The organism is Streptomyces manipurensis, assembly GCF_049570255.1.
GTDB lineage: Bacteria > Actinomycetota > Actinomycetes > Streptomycetales > Streptomycetaceae > Streptomyces > Streptomyces manipurensis.
The window spans coordinates 328,553-342,635 of sequence record NZ_CP186950.1 but is presented as its reverse complement, the minus strand read 5'-3'; the positions used below and the strand labels follow the sequence as shown (position 1 = coordinate 342,635).

Genomic DNA, 14,083 nt, shown 5'->3' with positions numbered 1-14,083 from the left:
CGCCCTCCGTGACCGCGGGCTCGTCGACGTGGTCCCGGCCGTCGGGGCCGAGGAAGGGGGCGGGCCGCTACCGGTTCCCGGTGGGGGACGGGGGAGTACGAGCCGTCCGTCCGCAGCACCCCCCAGGCCCGCGCACCCGCCGCACGGCCCACGGAGGCACCGCCGGGGTCGAAGGCGTCGGCCCACTCGTACACGTCCCGATCGCCGGAGCCCCTGTGACGTCGAGGAACCCGCGCGTCCACTCGTTCCCGCAGCGGCCGTCGGGCAGCATCACGCCGCCCAGCCCGTTCACCCCGAAGCGCCCGGCGTCCCGGTACGCACCGCCGACCACCACCGTTCCGGCGGTGTCGGCGCAGCCCACGCCCTCCGGGGTGCGGACGACGGCCAGCCCGTACGAGAACGGCCCGGCCTCCGTGAACCGGGCGGGCACCACCGGCGCCCCGTCCGTCCCCGCGTAGCCCCACGCGCCGTCCGCACGGAAACGGGACAGGCCCTCGCCGTCGAATCCGGTGGCGTGCCCAAGCGCGGGACCGGACATCCGGCGCCCGTCCCCGTCTAGGTACCCCCAGCGGCCGTCGAGGTCCGCCGCGGGCGCCACCAGGCCGCCCTGCCCGTCCGGCCGGAACGCTCCGACCGCGCTCAGCTCCGGCGGGCGGACCACCCCCCCCCGCCGGCATCGACGAGGGCGAGGCGCGTGCCGAAGGGCTCGGGCCCGTCGACGGGGACGGCGCGGGGGACGGACGGGGCGCTGCTGGACACGGTGCCGACTCTCCTTCGGGGCCCCGCCGTACGCAGGGGCACGAGCGGTGACGCAGGTGCGCGCGGGGGCAGGTGCACAGCGTAGGCGGGGGAGCCGACAGCGGGCCGCGGAGGCGTGCGCCGGGCCCGCGCCGGGGGAGTGCGCCGGGCTTGACGGGGGCGTGCGCCGGCCGTCAGCCCTGGCAGATGCCGCGTTCGTGGTCGAAGGTGGCGGTGGCCTGCGAGTAGCGCCACTGCGGGGCCAGCAGGGAGGCGTCCAGCTGGCCGGCCGCCGCCGGGCTCTCCACGATGTAGCCGAAGTCCTGGAGCCAGGACGGGTACAGGTTCTTGGAGCCGATGTAGAAGGCGGAGCCGTCGACGGAGACCAGCTTGTGGTGCTGGGCGTACGGGTGGCCGTCGGCCCAGGTCGGCCGGTCGGAGCTGCGGAACGTCGCGAGCTGGAGGTTCGAGCACATGGCGGTGCGCGCCTTCCCGGCGTCCCCGGTGAGCGCGGTCAGGCGTCCGCGCAGGACGTCACTGACCTCGTTCAGGGACTTGATCTGCGAGTAGCCGCCGCTGCCCACCGTGCCGCGGTTGGCCGGGTCGCTGACGACGATGCGCACCTTGACGCCGCTCGCGAGCTTGGCCGCCAGCGCGTCGTAGAGGCGGATGTTGTAGCGGGGCAGCGGCGGGCAGGTGGCGTTCATGTCCTGCTGCGAGATCTCGATGTGCCGGGTGGCGGACCCGACGAGGGAGCGCAGGGCGCTCTCCTCCGGGTTGACGGTGTCGTAGTCCCGGTCGGCGTTGGTGTTGTCGTGCACGCCCACCAGGCACTTGGTGTCGGCCGCGGTCGGCAGGACGGGCGCGAACCGGGAGGCGGGGTCCCGGTCCTTGATGCCGACGCCGAGGCCGCCGACGGCCAGCACCGGCACTCCCGCGCCCGGCCCGGTCGCCGGGGCGGCGGTGTCGCGCGGCAGGGTCGTCATGCAGCCGGCGCCGTTGGAGGAGGCGAACCACACGCTGGTCCAGGCCGACTTGTTGCGGCAGGTCCAGTCCCACAGGGTGTCCAGGTAGGCGCCGGCCGAGGCGGCGGCCGGTCCGGTCAGGGCGAGGTCGACGTCCGAGACGGGATGGGCGGTGTCGAGGTAGTCGCCCTTCCAGCTGTTGATGCCGCCGGTGACCACGGAGGTGCCGTCGACGACGAGCAGCTTGGAGTGGTTCCAGGAGAAGGCTGTCTTCGAGGTGGTCATCGAGGCGACGTTGAGCGTGATGTTGCGCGCGGACGGCCCGAGCTTCGCCACGAGCTCGTCGCGGTACTTCGAGGGGACGACCGTGGAGTGGTAGATGGGCGCGGCGCCGACCATGATCCGTACGTCGAGCCGGTTGCCCGCGTCGGCCGACCGCTTCAGTCCCGCGACGATGGCGTCCTGGAAACCGCCTTCGGGGAACGGCGCGAGCGTGGAGATGTCCACGCTGCGGCGGGCGGCCGCGATGTTCTCCGTCGTCTTCTCCAGCAGGCGGCGGGTGCCGGGCCGGTCGGCGCAGGTGGCGTCGCCCCAGCAGCCCGGGGTCTGCAGGAGCCAGTCGGCACCGCCCGGGACGGACGCGTCGAGCCGGTTGCCGGCGGTGCGCTCCCACACGCTGCCCTCGAGACCGGGGGACACCTGGCGCAGGGTCTGCTCGACGGCGTCGAGGTGGGGCGTGCCGCCGTCCGCGGGGGCGGCGAGTGCGCCGGAGGCGGGCAGCAGGCTGACGGCGAGAGCGAGGGCGGGTACTGCCGCGTGGCGCGGACGTATCACGGTGGTTCCTTCGTGCAGCGCAGGTGAACTGCGGGTGAAGCAAGATCGACTTGCGGAAGTTACCAGTCCGTACGAGACGTCCGGGGTCGCGGGGAACAGATCCGGCCAGCCCGTCCTTCCTCGGGTGGAACGCATGGATGCGGACACCCCGCAAGCCCACGCCGGGCGGGGGCACGGCGGTTGGCCGCAGGCCCGGGCGCGGTGCGGAACGGGTCTCCCGAAGGTCCGTCATACGGCCTCCCACCTGCGGCGATGCCGTCGAGAGATGCGGGCCGGGTGGGCCCGGCGCAGAATCGGGACTTGGGGCTCCGACGGCGGCGCTGCTGCGTCCGCCGCTTCAGCCGAAGGAAAGAGGTACCCCATGGGACACGGAACTGGCCGAACCCGGCGCCGGTGCGTCCTCGCCTGCGCGTCCTCCCTGCTGGTGATGGCGGGCACCGTCGGAACGACGGCCGTGGCCGCCGCTGCACCTTCCGCGAACTCCGGGGCACACGCGGTGCTTCCGGCGCAGAACGACCCGAACAAGGTCCTCGAACTGGTCAACCAGGCACGCGCACAAGCAGGTTGCGCGCCGCTCACCGTGGACCCCGCCCTCACCAAGGCGGCACAGGAGTACGCCAACGACACGACCACCAACCACGTCGGGTCGGACGGGTCCAGCATCCAGGACCGCATCAAGAAGGCGGGAGCGACCGGCTTCACGACCGGATCCGAGAACATAGCGTGGGGTTCCGGTGACGAGAAGGTCCACGTGGACGGCTGGCTGAAGAGCGCTTCGCACGCCGGCGCCATCAAGAACTGCAACTTCAAGCGGACGGGCGTCGCCGTGTCCGGTGACCGCATCGTGCAGGTCTTCACGGACTGAGTTCCGCACGGCCCGAGTTGCGCGCCGACCGAGTCGCGCACGGACCGGACCGCACGCCCCGGCACCCCCGGGCTTCCCGCCGCGCCCCGCGCGGGGCAGGCACCGCACCGCGATCCGCGGTGCGGTGCCTGCGAGCCGGGCGCCGCGAGCCGGGCGCCGGGCTCCCGGCGGATCCGCGTTCCCCCTCACTCCCTCGGGGACCCTCACCCTCCTCACGAAGGGAACCGCGATGGAACGGAACCCGAACCGTTGTGCGAACGAGCCCGTGGGTGGAGGCGCGATCCGGAGCCGACGCCGGCGCCGGCGTCTCGGGCTCGGCGTGGCCGCACTCCTCGCGGCCTCCATGGGCATCGCTCCCGCCGCGGCCTCCTCGGCCTCCGCGGCCGTCGTCCCCGCCGGGCCGGAGGCCGTGCCCGCGGCGCCCTCGTGCCGTCTCCTCGCGGGCAGCGGCGCGAAGCCGGCGGGAGACGCGGGCTACAAGCTCCACCTGGGCGGGTTCCCCGCGAAGCAGGCCGTCCGGGTCGACGGGCCCAGGACGAGCTTCCGGGCGGCGGTGAACGCCAAGGGCGAGCTGGACCGCGCGGGCCTGCGCCACGGCGCGTACACCGTCACGTATCAGAACAAGCGCGTGGTGTGCGTGGTGCCGCCGGCGCAGAAGCCCGGCACCGGCAGCGTGAAGGTGACCAAGGCCGAGGTGGTCGTCCTGACCCCGGCGGGCACCGCGGTCGACTGCACCAAGCCGACCACGGCCGAGTTCGACGGGAAGATCACCGCCACCGGCCCGGGCAAGGTCCGCTTCCACTGGACCCTCAGCACCAGCCCGGCGCCGACCTCACCGGGCACGGCCGACTTCCCCGCCGGGAGCAGCACGCAGACCCTGCTGCACGTGGCCGAGGTGCCGCCCGCCGCGGCCGGTGCCACCACGGTGACGGTCTACGCCACCCTGCACCTGCCCGACCAGAAGATGACCGCGCGGAGAGGCGCGGTGACCTTCACCTGTACGAAGTGACCCGCAGCACCGTGGCCGGCCCGGACGTCCGGGCCGGCCACGGCGTGCGTCGTCAGTGGCGGCTCCGGTGCCGGCCACGGTGGTGAGACTCGCCGGTTGCCAGCAGCACGAGGGCGAGCCCCAGAGGCAGAAGGAACAACAGGGTGAGTGTCATGCCTGCCGGATGCCCCGCTTCCGGCGACCGACACGTGCGGGACGGGCGATACCGCCCGGTCGGGTGGTACCTCCGCCGACCGACGGCTCAGTACCGGCCACTCGGGCCGAACTGCCCGGAGATGTTGTTCCACATGAACCCGTCCCGCCGACCGGCCGCGCCACGGGCCCACCCGAGCAGAGCCCCGAGGACCTTCTCCCGGGAGACCGTCTGCGTCTGGTAGTGGTGTTCGGCCACACCGTCCCGGTGTTCGAGCCGGAAGGTGTTGTCCTCGCGGAGCAGGACCTGGACGTGCCAACTGCCGGGTCGCTCCTCGTCCACCCGCTCCAGGACCAGGTGCGCGTTCCCCCGTCGCAGGTTCGCCGGCACGTTCACGGCTCTTCCTGTCGGCCGACGCATCGTCGCACGGGGTGGGCTGCGCCGGGGGCGTGCTGCCATTCGCTGCGGTGCGGACCCTCACACGGGTGACCATTCGGAATGGTGTCCGTATTTCTCCCGGTCGTCGTGCCAGGTTCGACCGCGGCGAACCGTGTCGGACCGTCAGGTACCGGTCCCGCGTGCGAAGTCCTCGGGCGCGGGGCCGGCGGGTGCGCGTGCCGTGCGCGGGCCGCCGCACCGGAAACCGACGGGCCCACCGCCACCGGGGGCGGGCCCGAACCGTCAAGGAGAGAACACCATGAGGACGCTCACGTGGGCAGCACGGTCGATCGCCGCAGTATCGGGGGCCGTGCTCGCCGGAGCGCTGGTCGTGCCGTCGGCGACCGCCTTCGCCGGCCCCGACCCGAAGCCAGCCGCCAAGCCCGCCCCGGCCAAGCCTGCCCCGGCCGCGCCGTCCACTACCACGGACACCGACGCGGCCAGGGAGTGTCAGACCAGCCGTGACGTGAGTTCCGCCGTGGTCGACTACTCCTCCTCCGGCCTGTTCGAGACCGTCTTCCGCACGGCGACGGACCGTCAGGGACACGCCTTCCTCAACGACAGCCGCAACCCCGGCGTGTGGATCAACCTCGGCCTCGTCGCGGGTGCGCCCTCCTGCATCTACGACACGAGCGTCGCGGTGACGGAGGAGGACCCCGGCCACCTCTTCATCACCCTCCTCGACCGCACCGGGACGCTCTACCAGGCCCGCTGCAACACCACCAGCGCCGCCCCCTTCACCCCGTCGAACACGCCCACGGCCTGCGCCCCGGGCTTCTCCGCCCTGCCGGACACCCCGGTCTAGCCGGTCCGGGGCAGGACGCCCCGCCCGACACCCCTCCACGGGCCACCACCGCACGCGGTGGTGGCCCGTTCCGTGCTTCACGGAGCGTCTCCGCGCCGCCCCGCGCCGCCGAATTTGTCCGGAGGTGACAGAACTGAACGCGGGCCTCGCCGCCGGACGTGTGCGGGACATGACGGGGGACAACGTCCAGTGGATCGAGGAGTGCCGGTGTCCAGGAAACGAACGATGAGTCTGAAGAAGAAGCTCGTGCTCTCTGTCGTCTCGGGAGCCCTCGTGGCCGGTGGGGTCGTCGCCACGATGGCGACCGGCAACGCGGCCGCCCCCGACGTCGTCTGCAAGGGGTCGACGGTGACGCTGTCGGGTGAGGCGGGTCCGCCGGCGGCGAGCAGTGGGACGTTCCCGGTGGGGACGAAGCTGAAGGTGACGAACCTGGACAACGGTCAGGCGACGACGGTGACGGTGAACGGTCCGTCCGGCAGCTGTGTCCTGTTGAACAACGCGGCGTTCGAGAAGGTGCGGGAGCCGGGGAAGAACCTCATCCGCCGTGCCCGTGTCGAACGGGTCGCGGGCGCCGGCCAGGCACCGCCTCCGGCGGCGGGTGCCGCCGGCCCGACGGCGGTGCAGGCACCGCCCGCCACCGGCGAGGTGGTCTGTCAGGGGTCGACGGTGACGTTGTCGGGTGAGGCGGGTCCGCCGGCGGCGAGCAGCGGGACGTTCCCGGTGGGGACGAAGCTGAAGGTGACGAACCTGGACAACGGTCAGGCGACGACGGTGACGGTGAACGGTCCGTCCGGCAGCTGTGTGCTCTTGAACAACGCGGCGTTCGAGAAGGTGCGGGAGCCCGGCAAGAACCTCATCCGCCGCGCGCGCATCGAACGCGTCGGCTGAGCCGTTCCCCGGGCCCCACCGGGGCCCGGGGAACACCGTGACAGGGGCGCCCGGAGGGCCTGTTCCGTCAGCCGGCGGTCATGTGGCGAGGAGCTTCGCGGCGTCGGGGGCGTAGACGGTCATCCAGTGCGGACGCAGCCGGTAGTAGATCACGTCCTTGTCCCAGTCGGAGTGGTCGCCGTAGAAGTCCTTGAGGTAGGCGAGCAGGTCCGGCCAGTCCGCGGCCGGCTCGTCGTCCTCGGGGTTGAGGATCTCCACCGTGCCGTGCGTGAACACCCCCAGGTCCTCGCCGCGCATATGGGCGACGCTGGCGGCGGGGCGGGCCGCGAGGTGGCGGGCCTTGGCGGCGCCGCGTGCCGTACCGAAGTACCACCGGCCGTGCAGGAAGTGCCCGTCCACGCCGCTGATCCGCGGCTCGCCCTTCGCCGTCACGGTGGACAGCGCCAGGGTGCACATGCCGGCCAGGATCCGGGTGAGCTGCTCGGCGGTCACGGTCCGCTCGGCGACGATCGCACGGAGGTGATCGGTGGAGCGGGACAGGGAGGCGTCGAGCAGGGCCTGGAGCTCGTCGAGTTCTTCGGGCGTCTCACGCATCGGTCCACAGTAGCCCGTCGGTTGACGACGGCGACGGCCGCGAGGAGTCGGCGCATCGGCGCCGGTCGGAAGCCCGTCCGGTGACGGTGGCGCAGGCGGTGGCGCCGGGTCCTCCTGGCCGGACCCGGGCTCCTGCCGAAGAACGCGGGCCTCCGTCCTAGCCGTCGTCCGTCTGGCCGTCGTCGTCCCTGAGCCTGCGCCACAGGCCGGTGCGGTGCAGTACGTAGAGCGCGACGGCCAGGAAGGCCACCTGCAGGCCGACGGCGAGCAGCCAGAAGACCGCCCCGCTCTCCAGCTCGTCCGTCAGGTAGGCGAAGTTCATGCCGAAGAAGCCGGTCAGGAAGGTCAGCGGCAGGAAGATCGTCGACACGATCGCGAGGCGGTTGATGACTCCGTTCTGGTCGCCGGAGACCAGGGAGGAGTACGTGCCGAACGCCCGCCGGGCCGCTTCCTGGAGCGACTCGATGTCCGTGAGCACCAGCCGCGCCGTGCGCTGGTGCTCGCGCACAAGCCGCTGGCGCTCCTCGGGGAAGTTGCCGCTCATCATCCGCCGGGTGACCGTCTCCTCCGTCACCCGGTGGTAGGGCAGGAGCGTGTGGTGCAGCCGCGCCGCCGTGCGCCGCAGCCGTGCCAGCCGGTAGACCTGCTCCGGCTGCCTTCGGCGGAACACCTCGTCCTCCAGGTCCTCCACGTCCAGCAGGGCCTGGACGGCGGACTCGCGGTAGGTTTCCAGGGCCTCGTCCAGCAGCAGGAACAGCATGGCCACGGCGTCGGCAGGGTGTTCGTTCGGGAAGCGGGCCACGAGGTTCTCGACCAGCCGGGCCGCCCCGCGGTGGACTGTGAGGAGGTACCTCTCGGTGACGACCAGGTGGACGTGGACCACCTCGCCCGCCTCGATCGCCGGCACCACGAACGCGGCGCTGTCCCCGAAGAACTCGGCCCGGGCGGATTCGCCCTCGGCGCCGAGCCACTCCAGGTCCTCGGTCTCCAGGCCGAGCAGGTGGGCGAGGGGCTGTCCGGCGGGCGTGGAGCCCTCGGGCAGTTCGACGTCGACGAGCAGGAAGGGCGAGGTGGCGAGGCGCTGACGGGCCTCGGACACAGGGGCGCGGGCCATGGTGCCGTCCGGCATGGACATCACCGATACGATCATTGACCCTCGCCCTGTGCGATCGGATGCCTGGCTTCCCAGCCTCTACGGGGCCGGGCGCGGCGCAATCCGAGGAACCGTTCGGCCCGGCAACACACCTCGAACAGGTGAGGTGCGGCCGGACGGCGGGAGCCCCGCGGCGGGCGGTCGTGCGGACCATGGTGTCGGTACGATGAACCGCCCGGAACGGGCGGGGGTACGAAGGCGGGAGGCCTGCGGCATGGCGGACGGGCACGAAGGCGGCTCGGGGCAGCACGCGCGCCGGCGCGGCCAGGGCGAACTCGAGGGCGCGGTGCTGAGCGCCCTGGGCGAGGCACCCGGCCCCGTCACCGTCGCCTGGGTGCAGGAACGCCTCGGCGGCGAGCTGGCGTACACCACGGTGATCACGATCCTGACGCGGCTGCACGCCAAGGGAGCCGTGGAACGCGAACGCGTGGGCCGCTCCTTCCGATGGACGCCCGTCGCCGACGGCGCGGGGCTCGCGGCCCTGCGCATGCGCCGGGTGCTGGACGGCGAGGAGAACCGGCACGCGGTGCTGGCCAGCTTCGTCACCGCGCTGCCCCCGGGGGACGAGCGGATGCTGCGCGACCTGCTGTCGCAGGCGGGCGAGGAGGAGGAAGACTGACGCCATGGGGGTCTTCGTCTTCCTGCCGCTCGTCCTTCCGCTCACGGCCTGGCCGATCGCACGCCTCGCCGAGCAGCATCTCCATCCGCGTACCGCCACTCGGCTGCTGACCCTGATCGCGGCCGTGCTGGCCTGCTGCAGCACCCTGTGCCTGGCCCTCGTCATGGTGGTCGGCACCGCGCAACTGCCCGGCAACCCGCTGCCGGACGGTTGGTCGGACCCGGAGGTCCGCGAGGCCGTCCCGTACGACGAGGTCGCCGGGCGTCTGGCGATTCCGGCCCTGCTGACGGTGCTGGCCTCGTGTACCACCGCCGCGCTGCGCCACCGGCGCCTGCTCCGCGCCGCGAAGGACGCCCTGCGCACGCACCGGCCCGGGCCGGTGGCGGTGCTGCCGGACGACGCCCCGTACGCGTACGCCCTGCCCGGCCGGCAGGGTGACCGCGTGGTGGTCAGCAGGGGCATGCTCGCGGCCCTCACCTCCCGTGAGCGCCGGGCCCTGTTCGCGCACGAGCGGGCCCACCTGAACGGCCGCCACCACCGCTACCTGCTGGCCGTACGGCTGGCGGCGCGGGCCAATCCGTTCCTGCGGCCGCTGTGCACCGCTGTGGCCTACACGTCCGAGCGATGGGCCGACGAGGAGGCCGCGGCCCGCGTCGGCAGCCGGCGGACGGTGGCCCGGGCGATCGGCAAGGCCGCGCTGATCTCCCGCGGCGGGCCTGCGGTGGCGGCCCAGTTCGCGGTGGCCGGGCCGGTCCCGCGCCGGGTCGCCGCGCTGCTGGGGCCGGCGCCCGCGGGCCGCGCCTGGCCGCCGGCGTTCACCACGGTCGGCCTCGCCGTGTGGGCGGCGGCGGGCGGGGCGACCGTCTCGGCGCTGTCCTCCGCGAACGCGGCCGTCACCCTCTACTTCATCCTGCACGCGGCCACGTTCTCCGCCTGAGCCGTCAGGCGGAAGACTTGTCTCCCAGGCCGGCGAGGAAGCCCTTCGCCTTGTCCACGCCGGTCTCGATGTGGCTGCTGTACTTGCCGTCGGTCTTGTCGTCGACGACGCCGGCGACCTTGTCCAGGCCCTGGGCCAGCGTGTCGCCGTGCTCGGTGGCGAGCTCGGCCGCCTTGCCGACCAGGCCCTTCAGGTTGTCGAACATGCTTCGTTCCTCTCACGGATGGGTGCGGTCGCGGGTGACCGCGGGGCACGTCGGCTGAACGACCGCCGCCCGGCGGACGACACGCACGCGCCGTGCGGTGCGCGCCGGGCGGTGCGCGCCGGGCGGTGCGGCGCGTCAGGACTCGTCGTCGCCGTCGCCCTCGTCCTCGTCGCCCTCGAAGAAGTCGCCGACCTCGTCCACGACCTCGGCGGCCACCAGCCCTCCGGCCACGCCGACCGCCAGACCGGCCGCACCGGCGGCGACGGCCGTGCCCATCCCCGGACCGGAACGCCCGTGACCACCGTGCCCGTGACCGGAGTGCCCGTGCGTGGCGTGTCCGTGCGCGTCGTGGTCCGGGTAGCCGTGGCCCTTCCGCGCGCCGTGCGCCTCGACCAGGGCCCGGATCCAGCCGTCGACCTCGGTGTTCCAGTCGGTGCGGGCCGCCTGGTCGTGGCCGACGGTGTGACGGGCGAGGGCGTCGCCCCCGCCGCCGAAGACGCCGCCGCGCTTGTCGGCCTCCAGGACCACCTCCATTCCGCCCGGGGAGGCGAGGAAGGTGATCTCGATCTCGTGGAACCGCCCCGCGTACTGCGGGGCGGGGCTGAGCTCGATCTCCTGGTAGAAGGGCAGCTGCTGGCCGGTTCCGCCGATCCGCCCGTACTCCAGGTCGGCGGACGCGAAGCCGAAGCCGAGCTGACCGAAGGCCTCCAGCACCGCTTCCTGAACGGGGAGGGGGCGGACGGAGAACGCGTCGAGGTCGCCCTTGTCCCGGGCTCCGGCGACGCCGAGCTCGGTGCGCACGCCGAGGACGATGCCGAGCGACTGCCCGTGGAGCTCGGTGACCGGGGTCTCCCACGGCAGGGTGACGGCGAACGGCACGCTGCGCTGCTCGCCCTCACGCAGGCGGAAGCCGCCGGCCACGGTGAACCGCTCGAAGACGACGCTGCCGTCGTGCTCGCCGTGTTCGGTCTCGGCCTCCACCCGGGCGACGAGTTCGAGGGTGATGTGCTCGATGTCGGCGTCGGCCCGTCCGCCGGTGAGGCGGACCTCGCCGGACAGGTTCCCGCCGGGCACGGAGCTCACCGGGTCGAGGACGGTGTCGACGGAGGGACCGCCGATGCCCATCGAGCCGAGCAGTCGTTGGAACACCATCGTGGCGTTCACTCCTTCGGTCATGCGGTCGTGGTCTGCGCGTGCGGATCCGCGCTGGAAAAATCTACACGCATGTAGAAGCATAGGAGCGGCGAGACGGCGGCGAAGCCCCGTGCCGCAGGTCGGCGTGAAAGGTACGCCGGCCGCGGGCCCGGCTTTACTTGCCCTTTGCCATCCGGTCGCGGATACTGTCCGTAACCAAACACCTGTCCGGACCCCGTGTCCGCCCGAGAAGAGAACGGAGCAGCAGACCCGCAATGGGTGAACCTCCCAGTCCCTGCCGTGCCGCGACCTGCCCGAAGAACCTTGATCCGGGAGCGGGGGTGGCACGGTGACCGAGATCCTGCTGCTGCTCCTCGCGCTGGCGTTGACGCTGGCCTGCGCGGTGTTCGTCGCCGCCGAATTCTCCCTGACCACCGTCGAGCGCGGTGAGCTCGAGCGCGCCGCGGCGGCCGGCGAGCGTGGCGCCGAGAGCGCCCTGAAGGCCGCCAAGCGGCTCACCTTCCAGCTGTCCGGCGCCCAGCTGGGCATCACCGTGACCTCGCTGGTCATCGGCATGCTCGCCGAGCCGTCCGTGTCGGCACTGCTGCGCGGCCCGCTGACCGCGGCCGGCCTGCCCGAGGGCGCCGTCGCCACCACCGCGACCCTGCTGGGCGTGGCGCTCTCCACGATCGTCCTGATGGTGGTGGGCGAGCTCGTCCCGAAGAACTGGGCGATCTCCCACCCGCTGGGCGTCGCCAAGGTCGTGGCCGGTCCGCAGCGTGCGTTCACGGCCCTGTTCGCGCCGCTGATCCGGCACCTGAACAACACCGCCAACCGCCTCGTGCGCCGCTTCGGGCTGGAGCCGGCCGAGGAGCTGGCCTCCGCCCGCACCCCCGAGGAGCTGGTGGCTCTCGCCCGGCACTCCGCCCGCGAGGGCGCGATAGAGCCCGATTCGGCCGAGCTGTTCGTGCGGACCCTGCACCTGGCCGAGCTGACCGCGGAGAACGTGATGACCCCGCGCGTGGACGTGCAGGCCCTGGAGGCCCACACCACCGCGCAGGACGCCGCGAACCTCGCCCTGGCCACCGGCATCTCCCGCTTCCCCGTCTACCGCCACACCCTCGACGAGGTCATCGGGACCGTCCACGTCCGCGACGTCCTGGCCGTCGAGGAGGACGAGCGCCGCCACACCCCCCTCACCGACCTCATGAGCGAACCGCTCCTGGTCCCGCACTCCCTCCCCGTCGACACCCTCCTGGGCAGGCTGCGCAAGGCCCGCACCATGGCCGTCGTGATCGACGAGTACGGCGGCACCGCGGGCGTGGCCACCGTCGAGGACATCGTCGAGGAGGTCGTCGGCGAGGTGCGTGACGAGCACGACCCGCTGGAGGTCCCCGACCTCATCGAGGCCCCGGAGGACAACGGCCGACGGGTCTGGGAGGCCGACGGCGGCGTCCGCCTCGACGAGCTGGAACAGATCGGTCTCGCCGCGCCCGAGGGCCCGTACGAGACCCTCGCCGGCCTGATCGCCACCCGGCTCGAGCGCATCCCCGTCGAGAGCGACACCGTCCACGTCGACGGCTGGGCATTCACCGTGCTCGACGTCGAGCACCACCGCGCCGACCGGGTGACCATCACCGCGCCCGCGCCGGCCCTGTCCGAGGAGACCGTGGAGGAGGCCCGATGACCACCGTCCAGCTGCTGATCGGTGCCCTGACCCTGGTCACCAACGCCTTCTTCGTCGGCGCCGAGTTCGCCATGATCTCCGTGCGCCGCAGCCAGATCGAGCCGGCGGCGCTCAAGGGCAACCGGCGGGCCAGGACCACCCTGTGGGGCCTGGAGCACCTGTCCGCGCTCATGGCCACCGCCCAGCTCGGCATCACCGTGTCCTCGCTGGTCCTGGGCGCCGTGGCCGAACCGGCCATCGCCCACCTGCTGGAACCGCCGTTCGCCGCGATCGGCGTGCCCGAGGCGCTGATCCACCCGATCGCCTTCGTGATCGCCCTGACCCTGGCGACGTACCTGCACATGCTGATCGGCGAGATGGTCCCCAAGAACATCGCGCTGGCCGCACCGGCCCCGACGGCGCTGCTGCTCGGACCGCCCCTGGTCGCCCTGACCCGGGCCCTGCGTCCGCTGATCTTCGGCATCAACGCCTTCGCGAACACCCTGCTGCGCCTGCTCAAGGTGGAACCGAAGGACGAGGTCGCCGCGGTCTTCACCGACGGCGAGCTCGCCCGGCTGGTGAAGGACTCCCGCGACGCCGGGCTCCTCGCCCCGGAGGACAGCGAACGCCTCCAGGACGCGCTGGAACTCGGCACCCGCAAGGTCGGCGAGATCATGATCCCGCGCGCCGACTTCGTCACCGTGGAGCAGGACATCACCCCGCGCGGACTGGAGCGCACCGCAGCCCGGCACGGCTTCTCCCGGCTGGTGGTCACGGGGACGGGCGGCAGCATCCTGGGCTTCCTCCACATCAAGGACGCCCTCGCCGCCACCGACCGGTCCGCGCCCTTCCCGCGCACGGCCCTGCACACGGTCACCCGGGTCCCGGTCGACACCCCGCTGGACGACACCATGACGGCCATGCGCGACGCGGGCACCCACCTCGCCGCCGTCACGGACGATGACGGCACCGTCGTCGGCTACGTGACCATGGAGGACGTCCTGGAGGAGCTGGTCGGCGAAGCCGCCGCCCCCGGCAGCACCCGCTAGACCTCCACCCGGCACGGCCCCGTCCCCGTTCGGCGGGGCCGTGCCGGGCAG

General features: G+C 72.9%; 15 protein-coding genes. 8 read left to right on the top strand and 7 right to left on the bottom strand.

Features of this window, described 5'->3' with window-relative positions:
- Positions 1-67 precede the first annotated feature (67 nt).
- Together ACPU2J_RS01760 and ACPU2J_RS01755 are read right to left on the bottom strand one after the other, a co-directional pair.
- Entirely contained in the window at positions 68-661 is a 594-nt protein-coding gene (locus ACPU2J_RS01760) for a WG repeat-containing protein (RefSeq protein WP_423832563.1), read from the bottom strand.
- Positions 662-932: 271 nt separating this feature from the next.
- The gene (locus ACPU2J_RS01755; protein WP_423832562.1) at positions 933-2,537 is read right to left on the bottom strand and encodes a phospholipase; all 1,605 of its coding nucleotides are present in this window, start codon (positions 2,535-2,537) and stop codon (positions 933-935) included.
- 361 nt (positions 2,538-2,898) lie between these two features.
- Between ACPU2J_RS01755 and ACPU2J_RS01750 the strand changes: the two genes are divergently transcribed.
- Positions 2,899-3,402 carry a CAP domain-containing protein gene (locus ACPU2J_RS01750; protein ID WP_399819832.1) on the top strand — a complete coding sequence of 168 codons (504 nt, stop codon included), beginning with the start codon at positions 2,899-2,901 and terminating at the stop codon, positions 3,400-3,402.
- 319 nt (positions 3,403-3,721) lie between these two features.
- A complete protein-coding gene (locus ACPU2J_RS01745; RefSeq protein ID WP_423832561.1) occupies positions 3,722-4,411 on the top strand; it encodes a hypothetical protein in 690 nt (229 codons plus the stop codon).
- A gap of 241 nt (positions 4,412-4,652) precedes the next feature.
- On the opposite strand, the gene ACPU2J_RS01740 is transcribed toward ACPU2J_RS01745, so the two are convergent.
- A complete protein-coding gene (locus ACPU2J_RS01740; protein ID WP_423832560.1) occupies positions 4,653-4,940 on the bottom strand; it encodes a hypothetical protein in 288 nt (95 codons plus the stop codon).
- 301 nt (positions 4,941-5,241) lie between these two features.
- On the opposite strand from ACPU2J_RS01740, the gene ACPU2J_RS01735 reads away from it, so the two are divergent.
- Positions 5,242-5,787, top strand: coding sequence for a hypothetical protein (locus tag ACPU2J_RS01735; RefSeq protein ID WP_420082054.1), 546 nt, complete (start codon positions 5,242-5,244; stop codon positions 5,785-5,787).
- A 225-nt stretch (positions 5,788-6,012) separates the two neighbouring features.
- Positions 6,013-6,675, top strand: coding sequence for a hypothetical protein (locus ACPU2J_RS01730; protein ID WP_365492208.1), 663 nt, complete (start codon positions 6,013-6,015; stop codon positions 6,673-6,675).
- A 78-nt stretch (positions 6,676-6,753) separates the two neighbouring features.
- Here ACPU2J_RS01730 and ACPU2J_RS01725 read toward each other — a convergent pair whose 3' ends face one another.
- Together ACPU2J_RS01725 and ACPU2J_RS01720 are read right to left on the bottom strand one after the other, a co-directional pair.
- The gene (locus ACPU2J_RS01725) at positions 6,754-7,269 is read right to left on the bottom strand and encodes a pyridoxamine 5'-phosphate oxidase family protein (protein ID WP_420082056.1); all 516 of its coding nucleotides are present in this window, start codon (positions 7,267-7,269) and stop codon (positions 6,754-6,756) included.
- Positions 7,270-7,426: 157 nt separating this feature from the next.
- A complete protein-coding gene (locus ACPU2J_RS01720; protein WP_423832559.1) occupies positions 7,427-8,404 on the bottom strand; it encodes a CorA family divalent cation transporter in 978 nt (325 codons plus the stop codon).
- A 232-nt stretch (positions 8,405-8,636) separates the two neighbouring features.
- On the opposite strand from ACPU2J_RS01720, the gene ACPU2J_RS01715 reads away from it, so the two are divergent.
- The gene (locus tag ACPU2J_RS01715; RefSeq protein ID WP_361606422.1) at positions 8,637-9,041 is read left to right on the top strand and encodes a BlaI/MecI/CopY family transcriptional regulator; all 405 of its coding nucleotides are present in this window, start codon (positions 8,637-8,639) and stop codon (positions 9,039-9,041) included.
- Between the two features lie 4 nt (positions 9,042-9,045).
- On the top strand, positions 9,046-9,978 hold the full coding sequence (locus ACPU2J_RS01710; RefSeq protein ID WP_365071923.1) for a M56 family metallopeptidase: 933 nt from the start codon (positions 9,046-9,048) through the stop codon (positions 9,976-9,978).
- Positions 9,979-9,982: 4 nt separating this feature from the next.
- Here ACPU2J_RS01710 and ACPU2J_RS01705 read toward each other — a convergent pair whose 3' ends face one another.
- Entirely contained in the window at positions 9,983-10,183 is a 201-nt protein-coding gene (locus ACPU2J_RS01705) for an antitoxin (protein WP_420082058.1), read from the bottom strand.
- Between the two features lie 135 nt (positions 10,184-10,318).
- Positions 10,319-11,335, bottom strand: a complete 1,017-nt coding sequence (locus ACPU2J_RS01700; RefSeq protein ID WP_423834918.1) for a sporulation protein — start codon at positions 11,333-11,335, stop codon at positions 10,319-10,321.
- 331 nt (positions 11,336-11,666) lie between these two features.
- Here ACPU2J_RS01700 and ACPU2J_RS01695 point away from each other — a divergent pair, with 331 nt between their 5' ends.
- Together ACPU2J_RS01695 and ACPU2J_RS01690 are read left to right on the top strand one after the other, a co-directional pair.
- Entirely contained in the window at positions 11,667-13,004 is a 1,338-nt protein-coding gene (locus tag ACPU2J_RS01695; protein WP_423832558.1) for a hemolysin family protein, read from the top strand.
- The gene (locus ACPU2J_RS01690) at positions 13,001-14,032 is read left to right on the top strand and encodes a hemolysin family protein (RefSeq protein WP_420082059.1); all 1,032 of its coding nucleotides are present in this window, start codon (positions 13,001-13,003) and stop codon (positions 14,030-14,032) included. The genes ACPU2J_RS01695 and ACPU2J_RS01690 overlap by 4 nt, the downstream gene beginning before the upstream one ends.
- Positions 14,033-14,083: the final 51 nt, after the last annotated feature.

Excerpts from the sequence above, each read along its gene's own strand:
- ACPU2J_RS01750 (WP_399819832.1), top strand. The coding sequence starts at position 2,899 with ATGGGACACGGAACTGGCCGAACCCGGCGCCGGTGCGTCCTCGCCTGC.
- ACPU2J_RS01735 (WP_420082054.1), top strand. The coding sequence starts at position 5,242 with ATGAGGACGCTCACGTGGGCAGCACGGTCGATCGCCGCAGTATCGGGG.
- ACPU2J_RS01730 (WP_365492208.1), top strand. The coding sequence starts at position 6,013 with ATGAGTCTGAAGAAGAAGCTCGTGCTCTCTGTCGTCTCGGGAGCCCTC.
- ACPU2J_RS01725 (WP_420082056.1), bottom strand. The coding sequence starts at position 7,269 with ATGCGTGAGACGCCCGAAGAACTCGACGAGCTCCAGGCCCTGCTCGAC.
- ACPU2J_RS01720 (WP_423832559.1), bottom strand. The coding sequence starts at position 8,404 with ATGTCCATGCCGGACGGCACCATGGCCCGCGCCCCTGTGTCCGAGGCC.
- ACPU2J_RS01715 (WP_361606422.1), top strand. The coding sequence starts at position 8,637 with ATGGCGGACGGGCACGAAGGCGGCTCGGGGCAGCACGCGCGCCGGCGC.
- ACPU2J_RS01710 (WP_365071923.1), top strand. The coding sequence starts at position 9,046 with ATGGGGGTCTTCGTCTTCCTGCCGCTCGTCCTTCCGCTCACGGCCTGG.
- ACPU2J_RS01705 (WP_420082058.1), bottom strand. The coding sequence starts at position 10,183 with ATGTTCGACAACCTGAAGGGCCTGGTCGGCAAGGCGGCCGAGCTCGCC.
- ACPU2J_RS01700 (WP_423834918.1), bottom strand. The coding sequence starts at position 11,335 with ATGGTGTTCCAACGACTGCTCGGCTCGATGGGCATCGGCGGTCCCTCC.
- ACPU2J_RS01690 (WP_420082059.1), top strand. The coding sequence starts at position 13,001 with ATGACCACCGTCCAGCTGCTGATCGGTGCCCTGACCCTGGTCACCAAC.